At 67.8% G+C, this 17,174-nt stretch carries 18 protein-coding genes; 2 read left to right on the forward strand and 16 right to left on the reverse strand.

Annotated elements, in window-relative coordinates; all coding sequences use genetic code 11:
* The first annotated feature begins 71 nt into the window (after positions 1-71).
* Positions 72-284, forward strand: a complete 213-nt coding sequence (locus SH203_RS14175) for a DUF2945 domain-containing protein (RefSeq protein WP_087121605.1) — start codon at positions 72-74, stop codon at positions 282-284.
* Positions 281-1,426, forward strand: coding sequence for a DUF1176 domain-containing protein (locus SH203_RS14180; RefSeq protein ID WP_087121606.1), 1,146 nt, complete (start codon positions 281-283; stop codon positions 1,424-1,426). The genes SH203_RS14175 and SH203_RS14180 overlap by 4 nt, the downstream gene beginning before the upstream one ends.
* 12 nt (positions 1,427-1,438) lie before the next feature.
* Here SH203_RS14180 and SH203_RS14185 read toward each other — a convergent pair whose 3' ends face one another.
* The 16 genes from SH203_RS14185 to SH203_RS14260 all read right to left on the reverse strand — a co-directional run bounded on the left by SH203_RS14185 (position 1,439) and on the right by SH203_RS14260 (position 17,137).
* Positions 1,439-3,274, reverse strand: coding sequence for a DUF885 family protein (locus tag SH203_RS14185; RefSeq protein WP_087121607.1), 1,836 nt, complete (start codon positions 3,272-3,274; stop codon positions 1,439-1,441).
* Between the two features lie 148 nt (positions 3,275-3,422).
* Positions 3,423-5,654, reverse strand: coding sequence for a polyribonucleotide nucleotidyltransferase (gene pnp, locus SH203_RS14190; RefSeq protein WP_087121608.1), 2,232 nt, complete (start codon positions 5,652-5,654; stop codon positions 3,423-3,425).
* Between the two features lie 241 nt (positions 5,655-5,895).
* A complete protein-coding gene (gene rpsO / locus SH203_RS14195) occupies positions 5,896-6,165 on the reverse strand; it encodes a 30S ribosomal protein S15 (protein ID WP_087121609.1) in 270 nt (89 codons plus the stop codon).
* A 72-nt stretch (positions 6,166-6,237) separates the two neighbouring features.
* The gene (gene truB / locus SH203_RS14200; protein ID WP_087121610.1) at positions 6,238-7,170 is read right to left on the reverse strand and encodes a tRNA pseudouridine(55) synthase TruB; all 933 of its coding nucleotides are present in this window, start codon (positions 7,168-7,170) and stop codon (positions 6,238-6,240) included.
* Positions 7,171-7,252: 82 nt separating this feature from the next.
* Positions 7,253-7,708 carry a 30S ribosome-binding factor RbfA gene (rbfA, locus tag SH203_RS14205; RefSeq protein WP_087121611.1) on the reverse strand — a complete coding sequence of 152 codons (456 nt, stop codon included), beginning with the start codon at positions 7,706-7,708 and terminating at the stop codon, positions 7,253-7,255.
* Positions 7,709-7,796: 88 nt separating this feature from the next.
* On the reverse strand, positions 7,797-8,483 hold the full coding sequence (locus SH203_RS14210; protein ID WP_087121612.1) for a DUF2459 domain-containing protein: 687 nt from the start codon (positions 8,481-8,483) through the stop codon (positions 7,797-7,799).
* Complete coding sequence (locus tag SH203_RS14215) at positions 8,480-9,043, reverse strand: hypothetical protein (protein WP_143275742.1); 564 nt, start codon at positions 9,041-9,043, stop codon at positions 8,480-8,482. The genes SH203_RS14210 and SH203_RS14215 overlap by 4 nt, the downstream gene beginning before the upstream one ends.
* A 68-nt stretch (positions 9,044-9,111) precedes the next feature.
* The gene (locus tag SH203_RS14220) at positions 9,112-9,795 is read right to left on the reverse strand and encodes an outer membrane lipoprotein carrier protein LolA (protein ID WP_087121614.1); all 684 of its coding nucleotides are present in this window, start codon (positions 9,793-9,795) and stop codon (positions 9,112-9,114) included.
* A 189-nt stretch (positions 9,796-9,984) separates the two neighbouring features.
* Positions 9,985-12,423, reverse strand: a complete 2,439-nt coding sequence (locus tag SH203_RS14225) for a DNA translocase FtsK (RefSeq protein ID WP_087121615.1) — start codon at positions 12,421-12,423, stop codon at positions 9,985-9,987.
* A 299-nt stretch (positions 12,424-12,722) separates the two neighbouring features.
* Complete coding sequence (locus tag SH203_RS14230) at positions 12,723-12,998, reverse strand: hypothetical protein (protein WP_087121616.1); 276 nt, start codon at positions 12,996-12,998, stop codon at positions 12,723-12,725.
* Between the two features lie 87 nt (positions 12,999-13,085).
* Positions 13,086-13,340 (reverse strand): hypothetical protein, encoded by a 255-nt coding sequence (locus tag SH203_RS14235; protein ID WP_087121617.1) that lies wholly within the window; start codon positions 13,338-13,340, stop codon positions 13,086-13,088.
* Positions 13,324-13,779, reverse strand: coding sequence for a hypothetical protein (locus SH203_RS14240; protein WP_087121618.1), 456 nt, complete (start codon positions 13,777-13,779; stop codon positions 13,324-13,326). Before SH203_RS14240 ends, SH203_RS14235 begins: the two co-directional genes overlap by 17 nt.
* A 2-nt stretch (positions 13,780-13,781) precedes the next feature.
* Entirely contained in the window at positions 13,782-14,141 is a 360-nt protein-coding gene (locus SH203_RS14245) for a Gp49 family protein (RefSeq protein ID WP_087121619.1), read from the reverse strand.
* A 61-nt stretch (positions 14,142-14,202) separates the two neighbouring features.
* On the reverse strand, positions 14,203-14,586 hold the full coding sequence (locus SH203_RS14250) for a M15 family metallopeptidase (protein ID WP_087121620.1): 384 nt from the start codon (positions 14,584-14,586) through the stop codon (positions 14,203-14,205).
* Between the two features lies 1 nt (position 14,587).
* Complete coding sequence (locus SH203_RS14255) at positions 14,588-14,977, reverse strand: hypothetical protein (RefSeq protein WP_087121621.1); 390 nt, start codon at positions 14,975-14,977, stop codon at positions 14,588-14,590.
* A 90-nt stretch (positions 14,978-15,067) separates the two neighbouring features.
* Positions 15,068-17,137: a hypothetical protein gene (locus tag SH203_RS14260; protein ID WP_143275744.1), complete on the reverse strand. Its 2,070-nt coding sequence runs from the start codon at positions 17,135-17,137 to the stop codon at positions 15,068-15,070.
* Between the last annotated feature and the right edge of the window lie 37 nt (positions 17,138-17,174).

Raw genomic sequence — 17,174 nt, forward strand, 5'->3', positions numbered from 1 at the left:
CCGGTGGTCGATGCGGAACTGATGCGCAGGCTGATCGCTGAACGACAAGCGACGCAGCAGGAAACGCGACCATGTCAGACAAGACGTTCAAGCCCGGCGACAAGGTGAAGTGGGACCACAGCCAGGGCGCGACGACCGGCAAGGTGGTCAGGAAGGTCACGTCCGAAACCCATATCAAGGGCCACAAGGTTGCGGCGTCGAAGGATAGGCCGGAATATATCGTCGAGAGCGCCAAGACCGGCGCACGCGCGGCGCACAGGCCGTCGGAGTTGAAGAAGGCATGATCCATCCGCGCCTGATGGCGGCCGTCGCCGCGTCCGCCCTTGCTTTTGCCGTGGCCGCCTGTGGCGACAGGGACGCCGCCAGGAAGACCGACGCTCCCCGGCCGGCCGCCGCCGCGACCACGGCGTCCGTCGCAGCCGCCCCCGTGCTTCAGATCGCCAGCGAGACGAAGCAGTTCCGCGACTGGAGCGCCACCTGCGGCAACGACGGAACCTGCTGGGCCTTCGGCTTCGCCTCGGGCGGCGACGGCGGCTGGCTCCGCATCACGCTCGCCCCCGGCCCGGACGCCAGACCTCATATCCTGTTCGGCTATTGGCCCGACGGCGATGCGAAGGGGCCGCCCCGGATCGGCCTGACCATCGACGGCCGGGATTTCGCCGCCGCGCTGAACGCCGCAAGCGAGGCGGACGCGCCCATCGGCGAGATTGTTTCAGATGCCCGCCCGATCATCGACCTGTTGGCCCAGGGCAAGGTCGCCACCATCCGCGGCGCCTCCGCCCAGGACATTTCCTTGAACGGCGCGGCGGCCGCCCTGTTGTGGATCGACGAGAAACAGGGTCGCCTCGATACGCCCACGGCCCTGATGCGGCGCGGCGACAAGCCGGCCTCTACCGTGCCGGCCGCCCCCCAGCTGCCCGTGGTCGCCGCCGGGCCCGCCGTCGATCAGACCGGCTTCGGCGATGAGAACCAGACCGTGCCCGCCGCCCTCCGTTCCCGCACCGAGGTCGGAAACTGCCTGAAGGAATCGGTCGTGCCGGACGTCAGCGACATGGTCATGTCCGCCCGGCTGGACGCCCGCACCGAACTGTGGGCCGTGCCCTGCGGCTCGGGCGCCTATAACGTCACCCACTACTGGTATCTGACCGGCCCCGGCGGCCGCGATCCGCGCCCCGCCGCCCTGATCGGGACCGCCGGCCCGGGGGCGGACCCGACCTCGCCTGACAACGCCACCGTCAACGGTGGATACGATCCCGGGAGCCGCACCCTGTCCGCCTTCGCCAAGGGGCGCGGCATCGGCGACTGCGGCGCGGCCCAGACCTGGACCTGGACGGGCCAGCGCTTCGTCCTGACGCGCGAAAGCACCATGGGCGAATGCGCCGGCGTGCCGGCCGACCTGTGGCCCGTCGCCTGGCGCACGCGGTAAGGCCGCCGCCGATCAGGCTTGGGCGGCGACCCAGCCGTTGACGATCCGCTCCAGCACCGACAGCGGCACGCCGCCGGCGGCCAGGGCCGTGTCGTGGAAGCCCTTGATGTCGAACTTCGGCCCCAGGGTCGTCTTGGCCTTTTCACGCAGGCGGACCCATTCGTTGTGCCCGACCTTGTAGGCGCAGGCCTGGCCCGGCCAGCCGCAATAGCGTTCGACCTCGGACGTCGCCGCGCCCTCCTGATCGCCATAGGCCTCCATCATGTAGCGGATGCCCTCTTCGCGGCTCCAGCCCTTGGAATGGATGCCGGTATCGACCACCAAGCGCGCGGCGCGGAACATCAGCGATTGCAGGTAGCCGATCTGACCCACCGGATCGTTCTCATAGGCGCCCAGTTCGTCGGCCAGCTGTTCGGCGTATAGCCCCCAGCCCTCGACATAGCTGGAGAAGCCCAGCAGGTTCATCAGCAGCGGCGCGGACTCGCTCTCTTGCTGGAGGCTGATCTGCAGATGGTGGCCCGGCGTCGCCTCGTGATAGGTCAGGGTCGGCAGGGTCCAGGACGGCCATTCCGCCGTGTCCTTCAGATTGATCCAGTAGATGCCGGGCCGCGTCCCATCCAGGCTGGGCGAGTTGTAATAGCCCATCGGCGCGCCGGCCTCGATCTCGGGCGGGACGCGCTTGATCTCGACCTTGGCCTTGGGCAGTCGGCCGAAGGCGTTGGGCAGGCGGGCCTGCATGTCGGCCATCTGGGCGTTCAGCTTGGCGATCAGCTCGGCCTTGCCCGCGTCAGTGTTGGCGTAGACGTACTTCGGGTCGTCCCCCAGGGCCTTGATCCGCTCGGCGACCGAACCCTGCGTCAACCCTTGCGCCTTCAGCAGCCCATCGGCGCGCGCGGTGAGATCGGCCATCTGTTCCACGCCGGTGCGGTGGATTTCGTCGGCGGTCAGCCGGGTCGTGGTGATGTAGCGCAGGCTGTTGGCGTAATACTGCTCGCCCTGCGGCAGGCGGCGCACCGAGGCTTCGTGCACGGCGTTCGGCTGGGCCGCCTTCAGGACGGCGTTCTGGGCGGCCAGGGCCGGATAGACCCGCTCGGTCACAAGCCGTTCGACCTGGGCGCCCCAGTCGCCGGTCAGGCCCTTGGCGCGGGCGCGGTCCACGACCGATTGGGTCAGGGGCGAGGTCGCCGCCGGGGTCGCCAGGACGCCGTCCTGCTGGCGGATCGCCTTGGCCAGGATGAAGTCGGGCGGCACGACGCCGAGCGCATAGTCTTCCTTCAGTCGATCCGTCTCGGCCAGCAGCACGTCGGCGAAGGCGTTGACGCGCGCCACATAGGCGTCGGCGTCGGCGGCCGTCTCGATGGTGTGCTGATTGGCCAGGAAGTCGGGCGTGGACTGATAGGCGCCGCCCTGCTGACTGACCCGGTACGGATTGGGCCAGCCGCCCTGGCCATAAGGAATGGCGTAGGTGGCGATGACCCCGTCCAGATTGTCCTTGATGCTGTCGTAATAGTTCAGATTGCGGGGCGACAGGGCGCGGCGGTCGATCCGGGCCAGGTCGGCGGCCTGCTGGCGGATGAAGGCCCGCTGGCTCTCCTCCTCGGCCTGGGTGGGGGCGGTCAGCTGCGACTTGGCGGCGGCGCGCGCCCCCTTGTCCAGGCCGAACATGGTCACGACCTCGGGCGCGCGGTCCAGCGTGCCCTCGAACGCCTTGTCCATGAAGGTCTTGAAGGCGCCGTCCGTCCCCCCGGCGGCGTCGCCGTCCTGCGGGCGGGCCACGGCGGCGCCCCCGACGGCGCAAAGTCCCGCGCCCAGGGCGGCGGACTGAAGAAGGCGGCGACGATCCAGCATGACGTTCTCCCCACGGACGATGCGGCAATGGAGACCGCACGGCCGGGCGCGGCAAGTGAAATCGCCGCAAGGGTCGCCCGGCCCGCGAAGAAAAAGGCCCGGCGGATCGCTCCGCCGGGCCTCGCTCTCGTCTCGGGTTCGACGTCGCCTAGTCGCGACGACGACGGCCGCGATCGCCGCCGCGGTCGCCGTCACGCTTGGGACGGCCGCCGGTGTCTTCCGACAGGGGGGCTTCGCCGCGTTCGGCGCGTTCGGCGTTGATCTTGTCGGTGATGTCCTCGCCGGTTTCCTGATCGACGACCTTCATCGACAGCTTGGTCTTGCCGCGATCGTCGAAGCCCAGGAACTTGACCTTGACCTCCTGGCCTTCCGACAGGACGTCGGCCGGGTTGGCGACGCGTTCCAGAGCGATCTGGGACACATGGACCAGGCCGTCCTTGGCGCCGAAGAAGTTCACGAAGGCGCCGAAGTCGACGACCTTCACGACCTTGCCGGTGTAGATGGTTCCGACTTCCGGTTCCGAGGCGATGGACTGAATCCAGGCCTTGGCGGCGTCGATCTTCTCCTGGTCGTTGGCGGCGACCTTGATGGTGCCGTCGTCGCCGATGTCGATCTTGGCGCCGGTCTTCTCGACGATCTCGCGGATCACCTTGCCGCCCGAACCGATCACTTCACGGATCTTGTCGACCGCGATCTTGATGGTTTCGATCTTGGGCGCGTGTTCGCCCAGTTCGGTGCGCGGCGCGTCCATAGCCTTGGACATCTCGTCCAGGATGTGCAGGCGACCGGCCGAGGCCTGCGTCAGGGCCTGCTCCATGATCTCCTTGGTGATGCCGGCGACCTTGATGTCCATCTGCAGGCTGGTGATGCCCTGCGACGTGCCGGCGACCTTGAAGTCCATGTCGCCCAGGTGATCTTCGTCGCCCAGGATGTCCGACAGGATGGCGAACTCGCCCGACGGCTCCAGGATCAGACCCATGGCGATGCCCGAGACCGGACGGACCAGCGGCACGCCGGCGTCCATCAGGGCCAGCGACGAACCGCAGACCGTGGCCATCGAGGACGAGCCGTTCGACTCGGTGATCTCCGACACCAGACGGATGGTGTAGGGGAAGTCTTCCTTGGTCGGCAGCATCGGACGGATCGCGCGCCAGGCCAGCTTGCCGTGACCGATCTCGCGACGGCCGGGCGAACCCATGCGGCCCGCTTCACCCACCGAATAGGGGGGGAAGTTGTAGTGCAGCAGGAAGCTTTCCTTGTAGGTGCCCTGCAGGCTGTCGATGTACTGCTCGTCCTCGCCGGTGCCGAGCGTGGCGACGACCAGGGCCTGGGTTTCGCCGCGCGTGAACAGGGCCGAACCGTGGGTGCGCGGCAGGACGCCGACTTCCGACACGATGGCGCGGACCTTGTCCAGGGCGCGACCGTCGACGCGGTGGGCGTTCTCGATGATGTCGCGACGCAGGACCTCGGCTTCGCATTCCTTGAAGGCGGCCGAGAACTTGGAGCCGTCGACGCCGTCGGGGTTCTCGTCGGTCTTCACCAGCTTGGCGGCGGCGGTCTTCTTGGCCGCGTCGACGCCCGAGCGACGCTCGTACTTGCCGGCGTGGGTGTAGGCGGTCTTGATGTCCTCGCCGACCAGCGACTTGATCGAGGCGACCACGTCGGAGTGGTCTTCGGCCTGGAAGTCGAACGGCTCCTTGGCGGCGTGTTCGGCCAGATCGATGATGGCGTCGATGACCGGCTGCATGCCCGCGTGCGCGAACATCAGGGCCTCAAGCATCTTCTCTTCCGACAGCTCCTTGGCTTCGGATTCGACCATCATCAGGGCGTCCTGCGTGCCGGCGACCACCAGGTCGAGGTCCGAGGTCGGCACCTGGTCGATGGTCGGGTTCAGCACCAGCTCGCCGTCGATCAGGCCGACGCGCGCCGCGCCGATCGGGCCCATGAAGGGCACGCCCGAAATGGTCAGGGCGGCCGAGGCGGCGACCATGCCCAGAACGTCGGGGTCGTTCTCCATGTCGTGCTGCAGCACGGTGACGACGACCTGGGTCTCGTTCTTGAAGCCCTTGACGAACAGCGGGCGGATCGGACGGTCGATCAGGCGGGAAACCAGCGTCTCCTTCTCCGACGGACGGCCTTCACGCTTGAAGTAGCCGCCCGGAATCTTGCCGGCGGCGAAGGTCTTTTCCTGGTAGTTGACGGTCAGGGGGAAGAAATCCAGGCCCGGCTTGGGGGCGCGGCCATAGACGACGGTGGCCAGAACCACGGTCTCGCCGTAGGTCGCCAGCACGGCGCCGTCGGCCTGGCGGGCGATGCGGCCCGTCTCCAGGGTCAGCGGGCGTCCGGCCCAGTCGATCGTCTTGCGTTTGATGTCGAACATATTTCGTCTTTCGTATCCCGGACGGCGTATTCCGTGCGGGGTCCCATCATGGGGTGGAGCGCGGGGCGTTCAGTCCCGAGGTCCGTGGGGCGCCGCGCCATCGCGAACGACCCGGTCGAGGACCGCCTGGCCCTCGCGTCTGCGCCTTAGGTCCGAGGCGCGCGGTCGTCTCTAGTCGCACAACGAGGCGCGGACGTGACCGCCCGCGCCTCGAAAGCGTTATTCAAACTCGTCCGGCGCCTTAGCGGCGCAGGCCCAGCTTGGCGATGAGCGCCTGGTAGCGGCCGGCGTCGACCTTGTTCAGGTGGTCGAGCAGGCGGCGACGTTGCGACACCATCTTCAGAAGGCCACGACGCGAGTGGTTGTCCTTCTTGTGGGTCTTGAAGTGTTCGGTCAGGTTGGCGATGCGTTCCGACAGGATCGCGACCTGAACCTCGGCCGAGCCGGTGTCGCCGGCGGAGCGGGCGTTATCGGCGATGATCTCGTGCTTGCGTTCAGCAGTAACCGACATCGAAAGTCTCCCTTGGTGGCCTACCGCGCGTCGCGCTGCATGAGGCCGGGTTGGAGTCCCCTGATCAGGCGATCAGGAAAGATTGAAAACGCGGTCGGGTTCTAACCGGCCGGCCCGCAACTGACACAGCGCGACGAGGGTCTGGCCCTGAAAGGCTGAAACCGTGCGCGAACCGCCTGAAAGACGATCCTTGAGGGTTTCCACCTGACGGGGGAGCAGAACGATCGGGCGTCCCTGCCGAAGCGAGAAGGCGTCCTGTTCCGTCACGGCCAGCTCCGGGATGTCGTCCAGGGCGGTCGCGACGGCAAGCAAGCCTTCCGAGGCGGCGCCCCTATGCACCATTTCCTCCAGAGAATCCAGAGTGACGGCGTTTTCCGTGCTGAACGGGCCGACGCGCTCGCGCCTGAGGGCGCTGACATGGCCCTCGGCGCCCAGCACCGCCGCCAGATCGCGCGCCAGCGACCGCACATAGACGCCCTTGCCGGTGCGGATGACGATTTCGACATGGTCGGCGTCCGGGGCGTCCGAGACCTCGGCCGAATGGATGGTCACGCGCCGCGACGGCAGCTCGAACGCCACCCCGTCGCGCGCCAGGTCATAGGCGCGGGCGCCGTCCACCTTGATGGCCGAGAAACGTGGCGGCGTCTGGTCGATCTCGCCGACGAAGGCGGGCAGGGCCGCCTTCACCTGATCCACGTCGGGCCGCACGTCGGAGCGGCCGATGATCTCGCCCTCGCGGTCCACGCTGTCGGTCGAGACGCCCCAGTTGATCGTGAAGCGATAGACCTTCTGCGCCTCCATCATCATCGGCACGGTCTTGGTCGCCTCGCCCAGCGCAATGGGCAGGATGCCGCTGGCCAGCGGGTCCAGCGTCCCGGCGTGACCGGCCTTCTGGGCGTTGAACAGGCGACGGATGCGGCTGACCGCCTCGGTCGATCCCATCTCGAACGGCTTGTCCAGACAGACCCAGCCGTCGATGACCTCGCCCTTCTTCTTGCGGGCCATTATTCTTGGCCTACCGTGCTTCGCACTACTTGAGGCCCGAACGCCCGGCCGGTAGCGCGTCGCGCTGTTTGAGGCCGGAGGATCATTGATCGCCCTCGTCTTCGTCGCGGCGTTCCAGGTCGGCGCGGACGCGAGGGTCGTCGAACAGGCGGTCCATATGGGTCGCGGCGTCGAAGCTTTCATCGTGGCGGAAACGCAGGTCGGGCGTGAACTTCATGTCCAGCCGGCGACCCAGCTGACCGCGCAGGAATTTGGCGTGGGCGTTCAGCGCCTTGATGATCTCGCTCTCGTGGCCGGCGGTGGGCGCGGTCTCCACCCCGGCGCCCAGCGGCTCGACGAAACAGGTGGCGTGCTTCAGGTCGGGCGACAGGCGCACCTCGGTCACGGTGACGGAGACGCCGACCAGGGCCTCGTCGTGGATGTCCTCCTCGCGCAGGATGTCGACCAGGGCGTGACGGATCAGCTCGCCGGCGCGCAGCTGACGCTGGCTGGGTCCTGCCGGGCCGGAGGCGTTGCGGGTATGTTGCTTGTGGGCCATCGGCCTCTCCTTCGTGTTCGCCTGCTGGGTCGTCATCCCCGGCTCGACCGGGGATCGGACCCGGCCGGATAGGCGAAAGTCGGGCGGTCTAGTCCTGCCCCGGGCGCATGTCCAGTTTTCGCGCCCCTTCCGACGCCCGCGCGGCCCGCATCACCTCGACCGAGGTGATCGACCGGACCGGCCGGATCGCCACGCCCGCGGCGTTCAGCACCTGAGCGGTCCAGTGGTTGCACAGATGCAGGATCGAAAAGGTCTCGCGGCTGGCGAAGAAGCGGGCGTCGTCGCCGGGCCGGGCGGCGACGATGCGGGCCGCGCCGTGGGAAAGCGCCAGCGACCGCTCCACCCGGGCGGCCAGCCGGTCGAACTGCGCCTGCGTCAGCGTCAGCCGCGCGCTGTCCTCGCCATGGCTCAGTCGGGGATCGACCGCCGCCGGGTCCAGCATGACGACCGAGGCGTTGCCCGGCCGGAAGAAGGCGCGGGCGCCGTCCGGCAGACGATCCGAAATCGGGCTCTGGTCCACATAGAAACGCGCGTCGCCCCAGCCGATCAGAATCCAGTCGCCCGGCCCCAGCCCCGCCGCCGCCTGGGCCAGGGGGCCGCCGCGCCGCATCAGGGCCGCGCGCGGCACGGCCAAGTCGGTGTGAAACCCGTTGTCCAGCACCTGGACGACCACCGCATCACGCGGGGCGCCCGTCTCCGCCATGCCCGGCCGGGTCCAGGTCCACAGGGCGGCGGCCGCGCCGATCAGGGCCGCCAGGATCAGCGCGCGGATCACCGGCCGAAGTCCCGCACGGCGCACAGCCGATCCTGGGCCGCCAAGGCGCCGGGCGGCGGTCCTTGGCGCACGGGCATCAGCAGAAAGCCGTCTCGCCGCATCGCCAGCGCCAGCCAGCCCACGGCCTGACCGGCGCACAGCCGGCTGTCCTCGTCGGCCAGAACCCGGCGGATTTCGATCTGGGCGGCGGCGGGCGCACCCATGGCCTCGGCGAAGGTGCGCGCCCCGTCGGCCTTCTGGTCGGCGCCCACCAGACGGTGCGGCGTGGTGGTCAGACGTCCCGCCCCCTCGACCGTCAGGCCGCCGCCTGCGACCTGGACCGCCAGCGGCGTGCGCGCGTCCGAACCCGTCGAGACATACCGCCCGGAAACCACCGGATCGCCGATCACCACCTGCCCCTTGGCCAGGGGTCCGGCGGACGCCGACTGCGGCTCGATCAGCCGGTTCAGCGCAGGCTCGACGACCAGGGCGCCCAGCAGGAACAGGGCGAACGCCGCGACGCCCGCCGCCACGGTCCACTTCAACGATGGGACGCCGGACGGCGGGACGGTCGCGCTCATGACCGACAGCCTTAAGGGAACAGGGGTTGAGGAATGGTCACTCGACCCCGTCCCGCGTCGTCATGCGATCAGTTGCGGCCGGGGCGGCGCGTCGGATCGCTGAGCTGGAACAGGCGCGCCGACAGGTTCGACGCCGGTTGCAGCGAGGTCAGCTGAGTTCGGGTGCGCGCCCCTTGCGGATCGGTGATGGTCCATTCATGCAGCCGCACGGGATTGCCGGCGAAGGCCAGCACCACCTGACCGTCGTTCGGCCGGTTGGCGTCGCGGGCGGTGATGGCGAAGGCGCCGGACGCCATGCGCGTCACCCGCTCGATGCGGACGCCCTGATCCAGTCGGACGTTGCGCGCCAGGAAGGTGGACAGGGGCGTGCGCCCCAGCGGCACCTGCTGGAAGGTGTTCAGGCGAGGGTCGTAGCGTTTGACATTATAGCCGTCCGACACGACCAGCAGCCCGGCCGGGTCGGTGTATTCGAACCGCATCTTGCCCGGCCGCTGCAGATAGAAGCGGCCCTGGCGCGTCTGGCCGTTCGGGCCGGTCTCGGTGAACGTCCCCTGCGCCGAGGTCAGGGCCTGCAGATAGCCCTGCGCCTGCTGCACCACCGCCCGGTCGTCGGCCGACAGGTTCGACTGGGCCTGGGCCGCGTCGAAGGCGCCCAGGGCGATCAGGCCGCTGGTCAGGCCCGCGCCCAGCAGCAGGCCGCGGCGGTTCAGGTCGGATGTGGCCACAGCCACGGTCTTGGCGCGCGAGGTCATTGAAGTCCGTCTCCCGTTCGGGATGGTTGTCGATCCTGCCGTCTTGCCCGGTCGGCTTGGCGTCGGAATGACGCGAGCCTGACCATATTCCGGCGCTGCGATGAAGCCCTGTTCATCGAAATGCTGAAGCTTGGACGCGATGGCGGGTCAGACAACGGCTCTGAGGCGCAGCCGTTCCTTCGACCCGGATCACACCATCGGCGGCGGGCCGGCCAGGACGTCGCGCTTGCCGGCGTGGTTGGCGGGGCTGACCACGCCTTCCTGCTCCATCCGCTCGATCAGGGAGGCGGCGCGGTTATAGCCGATCTGGAGGCGACGCTGGACATAGCTGGTCGAGGCCTTGCGGTCGCGCGTGACCACGGCGACGGCGCGGTCGTAAAGGTCGTCGCCCGATCCGCCGTTCCCGCCCTCGTCATAACCCCCGTCGGCGTCGCCGTCCGGCTCGTCGGTGATCAGGTCCAGATAGTCGGGCTCGGCCTGGGCCTTCAGGTGTTTGCAGACGTCCTCGACCTCCTTGTCATCCACGAACGGGCCGTGCAGGCGGGTGATGCGGCCGCCGCCGGCCATGTAGAGCATGTCGCCCTGGCCCAGCAGTTGCTCGCCGCCCTGTTCGCCCAGGATGGTGCGGCTGTCGATCTTGGACGTGACCTGGAAGGAGATGCGGGTCGGGAAGTTGGCCTTGATGGTGCCGGTGATGACGTCCACCGACGGGCGCTGGGTCGCCATGATCAGGTGGATGCCCGCCGCGCGCGCCATCTGGGCCAAACGCTGGACGGCGCCTTCCACATCCTTGCCCGCGACCAGCATCAGGTCGGCCATTTCGTCCATGACCACGACCAGGAAGGGCAGGGGCTCGGGCCGGATCTTCTCGGACTCGTAAACCGGGCGGCCCTGGTCGTCGAAGCCGGTCTGGACCGTGCGCTCGAAATGCTCGCCCTTGGCCTGAGCCTCGCGGGCGCGCTCGTTGTAGCTGGCGATGTTGCGCACCCCCAGCTTGGACATCCGGCGATAGCGGTCCTCCATCTCGCGCACGGTCCATTTCAGCGCGACGACGGCCTTCTTGGGATCGGTCACGACGGGCGCCAGCAGGTGCGGAATGCCGTCATAGACCGACAGCTCCAGCATCTTGGGGTCGATCATGATGAAGCGGCATTCGGCCGGGCTGTGGCGATACAGGATCGACAGGATCATGGCGTTGACCCCCACCGACTTGCCCGAGCCGGTGGTGCCCGCGATCAACAGGTGCGGCATCCGCGCCAGGTCGGCGACATAGGGTTCGCCGCCGATGGTCTCGCCCAGCGCCAGGGGCAGCAGATGCCCCTTCTTGTCGTATTCGGCGCTGGCCAGCAGGTCGCGCAGATAGACGGTCTCGCGCTTGGCGTTGGGCAGTTCGATGCCGATGGCGTTCCTGCCCTGAACCACGCTGATGCGGCAGGCGCGGGCGGACATGGAGCGGGCGATGTCGTCGGCCAGGGCCACGACGCGGCCATGCTTCACGCCGGGCGCGGGGACCAGTTCGTACAGGGTGACGACCGGGCCGGGCCTGATCTGGTCGATCACGCCGCGCACGCCGAACTCCTGCAGTACGCCTTCCAGCATCTTGGCGTTCTGCTTCAGCGAATCCTCGTCGACCGAGGCTGTGCGCTGGCCGGGCTTGCTCAATATCCCCAGCGGCGGCAGGTCGAAATCGCCCTCGGGCCGAGTGAAGTCGAAGGCCTGCTGGTCCAGGTCGTCCTTCCTGACCTTGGGGGCCTTGACCGCCGCGACGCGCGGTTCGACCGCGCGGGCCGCCGCGCCGCGCGCGGCGCTGGGCGGCGGGGGCGTGGCCTCGTCCTCCCATGGCGGCAGGTCGTCATAGGCGGTCTGCGGCTCCAGATCGGCCGGCGCCTCCATATCCACGGACGGCTCGATGGACGTTGGGGCGTTCTGAACCGGCGCGGGGCGCGGCGCGCGCGCCCTGGGCGGGGCCTTTTCGCGCGCGGCCTGGGCAGGCGCGCGGGGCGCCGGCGCCTTCAACGACCGTCCCCAATGCAGGGCGTCCAGGAAATCCATGGCCCGGAGCCCGATGGCGAAACCGACCAGCCACAGGCCAGCGATCAGGAAGATCAGGCCCGCGAAGATGCGCGCGCCGGGGATGTGCAGGGCGCCGATGGCCTTGGCCGTCAGCCCGGTCAGGCCGTCGCCCCACAGACCGCCCAGCCCCGCCGCCAACGGCCAGGCCGCCGGCGACGCCAGGGCCGCCAGGGCCGCGGACAGGGCCAGCACCCCGCCGGTCGCGGCCAAGGCTTTCAGCGGCGTGGGCTTCAGCCGCTGCTGGAGCGCGTCGCCGACCGCCCGCGCGAGGCCGAAGGCGACCAGCAGAAGCGCGGCCGGCCAGGCGGCCAGACCCAGCGACTGCATGAACAGGTCTGCGAACAGGGCGCCGTTGGCCCCCAACCAGTTGGTGGTCGGCAGGGTGGAGGCCGCGTTCAGACTGGCGTCCGCCGGATTCCAAGACAGCAGGGCGATCAGCAGCAGGGTCGCCAGCAGGGCCTGCAGCACCCCTCTGAATCGCACCACGAACGGCGCGTCCCACAGGATGCGGGCGCTGATCCAGGCCTGACGGCCGACGGCGAGGGCGGTGGACATGAAGGGGCGAACCTTCCGGGCGGCTGACGTTCGGCCGCCCTTGTCGCACCCGCAGGGTTAAAGGGCTGTTAGTGATAACTGCTAAGGGCGCCCTGATTTCATTGGTTTTTTTCTAGGGACCGTATCCGACTTCGTGAATAAGCATCGGGTCAAGTCGGATGCGTTCGGGCCACGCCGCGCCCTGTATCTAGGGCGGATCGGAGGGCAAAACGCCCCGGCGTCATTATGCACCGGGGCGTCTGTCCGCGCAGGCGAGGCGAGGGAAAGGACTGAAACCCCGCCGTCTGCCGGCGAAGGGCTTAGCTGAAGGCCAAGGCGGCCGTGGTCACGTCGCCGGCGACGGGCACGGTCAAGACCTTCAGCACGCGATAGGCCGTCTCGGCCGCCGCCACGACCTGGATGCGGTCGCCCACCTTCAGTTCGCCGCGCACGTCGTTGAAGTAGCCGTTGGCGACGACGGTCGCGACGCTGTCGGCGCCGCATTCGGCATGGAACAGCTGACGGGTGGCCAGCGCCGGCGAGGGCGGGGGTTTCAGATTGGCGACCTTGGAAAACTGGGTTTTGACGAGGGCCATGAGACGATCTCCTGTTGAGGCGGATCGCCGACGCCGACGATCATGGCCACAGGTTAGGGCGGCCCGCGCCGCCGCAACGCGAACGCCTCAACCCGCCGGACACGCCTCGCCGGTATGGAACTGGATCAGGCGGCTGACCTGGTCGAACAGGTCGCCGCGGCTTTTCGCCAGGCGGCGGATGCCGGCCCGCCAGTCAGAGGGGATCGAGGCCGCGCCGTCGGTCGGCAGGCCGGGCACGGCGGCGGGACAGCGCAGCAGCTCGGCCGGCGGCGTCTCGCGCACCGTGCGCACCACGACCTCGGGCGGCGGCGCGACGGCGGGCGGCCTAGCGCAGGCCGGCAAGGTCGTTGACAGCAGCAGCCCAGTCGCCGCCAACACGATCATCTTTGACTGCCGCATCGGCCGCCTCCATTCGGGTGAGGGCGTCGGTCGCCCGTTTGGCATAGACGGCCGCCAGGGCCGCATCCGCCGCTTGCTTGCCTTCGCGGCGCTCGATGTCAGCCAGCATGGCGTCGATCGATCCGACTTGGGCCTTGTCTCGGAACTCGACCAGGGCGGCGACGCGGCCGTTGCACCGCTTGCCCCAGTCCTTTTGTTTCGAGCCTTCAGGCTGGAACGGCTCGCCGGCCGTGGCGCAGATCTCGCGCGCCTGGGTCAGCAGCAGGTCGCGATCATCCTTGGCTTTCTCCATCCAGAAATAGAGCGACGCCGCCCCCGCCAGCACCACCAGCAGGGTCAGGAACTTGCGATAGGTGTGGAACAGGGCGAGAGCGGCGGCCATTATTAGGCGGCCTCGGCCAAGCGCTTACGCAGAGCGAAGCCTTCGAACGCCCACAGCTTGCGGATCGCCTGTCCGCGCGCAAACTTCCGGCCAAGCTCGGCGTTGAAGTTTGCTGGCGAGGCGCGGGCGCTTTCACCTGTGACCGTGAACCCGGACTTAGTGACCAAGACGCAGAGCGTCAGGCACGCCAGGGCGTCCTCCGTCGTATCGCCATGCGCATCGCCTTGCGACGTGGTCACGGCCTCGTTGGCGCGGATGTAGTGTTCGCTTGCGATGGAGCCTTCCAGATCATCGAGTGTAACGCGTGGTGCGACCGCGACCTTGGCGGCTTCGGCGTCGGAGACCTTGAGAGTGTCGTCCATGTCGTATTCCTCAGACTGTGCCGGGAGAGCGCCCGGCTCGCATCCCGCCAGTCGGCGGCGATCAGGGAAACCTTTTCCGGTCCAGTTCGAAGTGCGGGCCGTCCTTCAGCGTCTTCCAGTCGCCGCCCCACACGATGGGCGATCCCCGTTCGAGGGCGGCTTGCTTGAAGGCGGCGGCGATCCGGCCATAGAGCGGCCAGTCCCAGCGCACCGAACCGCCGACCAGGGCGACGACGTCCACGGCGTGGCCGGTCAGGTGGCGGCTGTTCATCGTCTGCGTCGCCTTGGCGGCGAACAGCTCCTTTTGGCGCGTGACGCTGCGCAGACCCTCGGTGATCTTGAAGTCCACCGGCGTCAGCTGGATCGCCCGTTCGACGATGGCGATCAGCTCGGGATGCACGCCGACCAGACGCGCGCGGCTGGCCTTTGACAGGTTGAACGCCATGTCAGCCTTCTCCTTCAGTGTTCGGGGGAACCGGCGCGGCGCCGCGACGCGGAACCCAGCTGCCGAGATTGGAAAAGGCCGCCTTCAGCCCACCCGCCGCACCGGCGATGAAGGCCTCGCGCAGGGGTTTGTAGGCCTTGAAGGCCAGCGTCCCGACGACGAAGCCGACGGCGTTGATCAGGGGCAGGGGCCAGTGGAACACATGGCCGGCGGCCGGGACCAGGAAGGCGGCGAAGGTCACGCCGACCGTCCATTGCGCCAGGCGGTCGCGCCAGCCCAGACCGGGTTCCCACATCTGCCCGATGGCCGCGCCCACGGCGCCGGGAATGAACGGCTCCAGCCAGTGACGCAGGCCGTCCAGAAGCTCGATCAGGGCGGGTTTCCAGTGCATCAGCGCAGCGCTTCAATACGGTTCATGCCGCTTAGATTGCGCTGCAACTGGACCCGGCAACGCGCTTCGCGAGCAGGCCTAAAACGAAACCTACCAGGATGCCGGAACCGCCATCCAGGCCCCATAAGACGACGCCGGGTTCTGGGATGGTGTCAGGTTGTTTCTGAAGTCACCACCCCAAACGAACACCTTCGCCGCCACAGTCGGGGACTCCGTCGAAATCCCGTATTCCTGGGTGGTGTAGCCCTCACGACGGCTGACGATATTGGAAATATAGATGTTGGTCGTGGTCGAGGCGCTGGCAAAGCCGGCCTTGCGGTAGGCGACACCTGCCTGACCGTTGTCCTTCAGGTTTGCACCCATAACCTGAAGAACCCTAAGGGTGGCGGTCGGGGCGACAAACACCCCGTCGAGTGCGCTATTCTGGATGATCAAGCCCGACATCAACAGGTTGCTGCCGGCTGGAGACGTACCCTGAATGATGACGCCACAGGCATTTTGGGTCGCCGGGATATTATCGAAGTTACGACCGCCCGGCACCATGCCGTTCCACTCGCAGAACGTGTCGAACATCTGGTTGTTTGCGCCGCAGTTCGCCCAGTCGAACCCATGCCCGTTATCGAACGACGAATAGCAGTGATACATATTGATGTCGTTCCAGGCCGTCCCGGCTTCGCCAGCCAACCGCCACCCGCCCAGACCGTTTCTGAACGCGCCGCAGTTGATGGCGACAGGTCCGGTCTGAAGGTTGGTCGAACCGAACGCATAGAGTTGATAGCCATAGCCGTTGTTCATTTGGCTGATGACGTTGGTCATCTTCCACTGAAGCGCAGGCTCGGCCCCAGTCGATGTGACTTCGCCCCGGATCCCGTGACGATAGTTGAACTGGGATATGACATTCGAAAGCTCAGAGTTGGCCGTCGAGAGGAGAAGGATGCCGTCATAGTGATTTTGAGTGATCACATCCTTGATGACCCCGAAACCCCCGTTCAGCGTCTGGATGCCAACGCCCCCATCCGCAGGAACGGCAGACCTATCGACTGTGAAGTTGCTCAGTTCGACAGGCGCCACAGTGATCAGTACGGTTGCGGAGTTCGTTGTCGAGCCGACAAGCCTCGACCCCCACTTACTGATCCCTCGGACTACAATCGTTCGACTGATGTTTACTGTTGCAACCTTGTAATCCTTATCCTGAAGAACGACCTTGCGAACACGAGGGTGCGCAATCGCCGCATTGATTGCAGCGGTGTCGTCCGTCACGCCGTCGCCCTTTGCACCGAACATTTCGGGCGTGACGGCCGCTTCGGCGATCTCCCACCATTGCCCATCCGCCGTCTGAAGCTGCCCCGAGGCGGCGCGCGTATAGAGCGCGCCGCCCCGATCTCCGGCGGTCGAAAAGCCCGCCGTGCGCAAATAGGTTTGGGGGGCCGGGACGCGGCCGGCTTGCGCCGCCGTGCGGGTTTGAAAATCCGCAATCTGAAGGTTCTCTCGCGCCTTCAGCACATCCGCCAGATCGGCCAGGTTGTGGCTCTTGTCCAGCTTGTTCAGAATGCTGGGCGCCGTGGGAGACGCGCTCGCCAGGTCGAGGATCTGCGTCAAGGCTGACTGAACAGCGACATGAACCATCTCGGCGAGGCTCGCCGCCGCTGCGGCCCCGGCGATGTCGGCGTCGAAGCTTTCCAGGCTGCGGGAAAGATCTGGATGGCCGGCCGCGTCGAAGGCCAGCACGCTTCCGGCGCGGCGCTGGACGCGCGGCAACTCGAACCCGGCCTCGCCCACCGGCGCGGCGACTGATCGATCCAGATCGCGCCGGATCTCCTGCAACTGCCCCTGAAACTCTTCGGCGTCGCCTTCCAGCGTCGGGGTCCGGACAGCCCCATTCGGGGTGTGCGCCCGCAGACGCGACGCTGGCAGGCGAGAATAGACCCAGACGCGATCACCGGCTTGAGCGGCCGCCGTCAGACGCGCCGTGAAGGCTTCCCCGTTGACATCGACGGGCGCAACATCGGGCGCCGAAAGGATCGTTGACGCCTCGCCGCGCTCGCACCGGATACGCAGTCCGGCTGCATCGATCAGAGGAAAGTCCGCCGGGAAGTCGGTCTGACCGGCGGCGGCGATGAAGGGACCGGCGATCCGGTCGTTTTCGGGCAATGCGGCCATGATCCGACTGTGCGGCGGCGCCGAGACCTGCAACGCG

The sequence above is a fragment of the Brevundimonas sp. SH203 genome, from assembly GCF_002157625.1.
Taxonomy (GTDB): Bacteria; Pseudomonadota; Alphaproteobacteria; order Caulobacterales; family Caulobacteraceae; genus Brevundimonas.

Coding starts and splice junctions, on each gene's coding strand:
- SH203_RS14230 (WP_087121616.1), bottom strand. CDS start 12,998: ATGGCCCTCGTCAAAACCCAGTTTTCCAAGGTCGCCAATCTGAAACCC.
- truB (WP_087121610.1), bottom strand. CDS start 7,170: ATGGCCCGCAAGAAGAAGGGCGAGGTCATCGACGGCTGGGTCTGTCTG.
- pnp (WP_087121608.1), bottom strand. CDS start 5,654: ATGTTCGACATCAAACGCAAGACGATCGACTGGGCCGGACGCCCGCTG.
- SH203_RS14220 (WP_087121614.1), bottom strand. CDS start 9,795: ATGACCTCGCGCGCCAAGACCGTGGCTGTGGCCACATCCGACCTGAAC.
- SH203_RS14260 (WP_143275744.1), bottom strand. CDS start 17,137: ATGGCCGCATTGCCCGAAAACGACCGGATCGCCGGTCCCTTCATCGCC.
- SH203_RS14215 (WP_143275742.1), bottom strand. CDS start 9,043: ATGAGCGCGACCGTCCCGCCGTCCGGCGTCCCATCGTTGAAGTGGACC.
- SH203_RS14245 (WP_087121619.1), bottom strand. CDS start 14,141: ATGGACGACACTCTCAAGGTCTCCGACGCCGAAGCCGCCAAGGTCGCG.
- rbfA (WP_087121611.1), bottom strand. CDS start 7,708: ATGGCCCACAAGCAACATACCCGCAACGCCTCCGGCCCGGCAGGACCC.
- rpsO (WP_087121609.1), bottom strand. CDS start 6,165: ATGTCGGTTACTGCTGAACGCAAGCACGAGATCATCGCCGATAACGCC.
- SH203_RS14240 (WP_087121618.1), bottom strand. CDS start 13,779: ATGGCCGCCGCTCTCGCCCTGTTCCACACCTATCGCAAGTTCCTGACC.
- SH203_RS14180 (WP_087121606.1), top strand. CDS start 281: ATGATCCATCCGCGCCTGATGGCGGCCGTCGCCGCGTCCGCCCTTGCT.
- SH203_RS14255 (WP_087121621.1), bottom strand. CDS start 14,977: ATGCACTGGAAACCCGCCCTGATCGAGCTTCTGGACGGCCTGCGTCAC.
- SH203_RS14185 (WP_087121607.1), bottom strand. CDS start 3,274: ATGCTGGATCGTCGCCGCCTTCTTCAGTCCGCCGCCCTGGGCGCGGGA.
- SH203_RS14175 (WP_087121605.1), top strand. CDS start 72: ATGTCAGACAAGACGTTCAAGCCCGGCGACAAGGTGAAGTGGGACCAC.
- SH203_RS14225 (WP_087121615.1), bottom strand. CDS start 12,423: ATGTCCACCGCCCTCGCCGTCGGCCGTCAGGCCTGGATCAGCGCCCGC.
- SH203_RS14250 (WP_087121620.1), bottom strand. CDS start 14,586: ATGGCGTTCAACCTGTCAAAGGCCAGCCGCGCGCGTCTGGTCGGCGTG.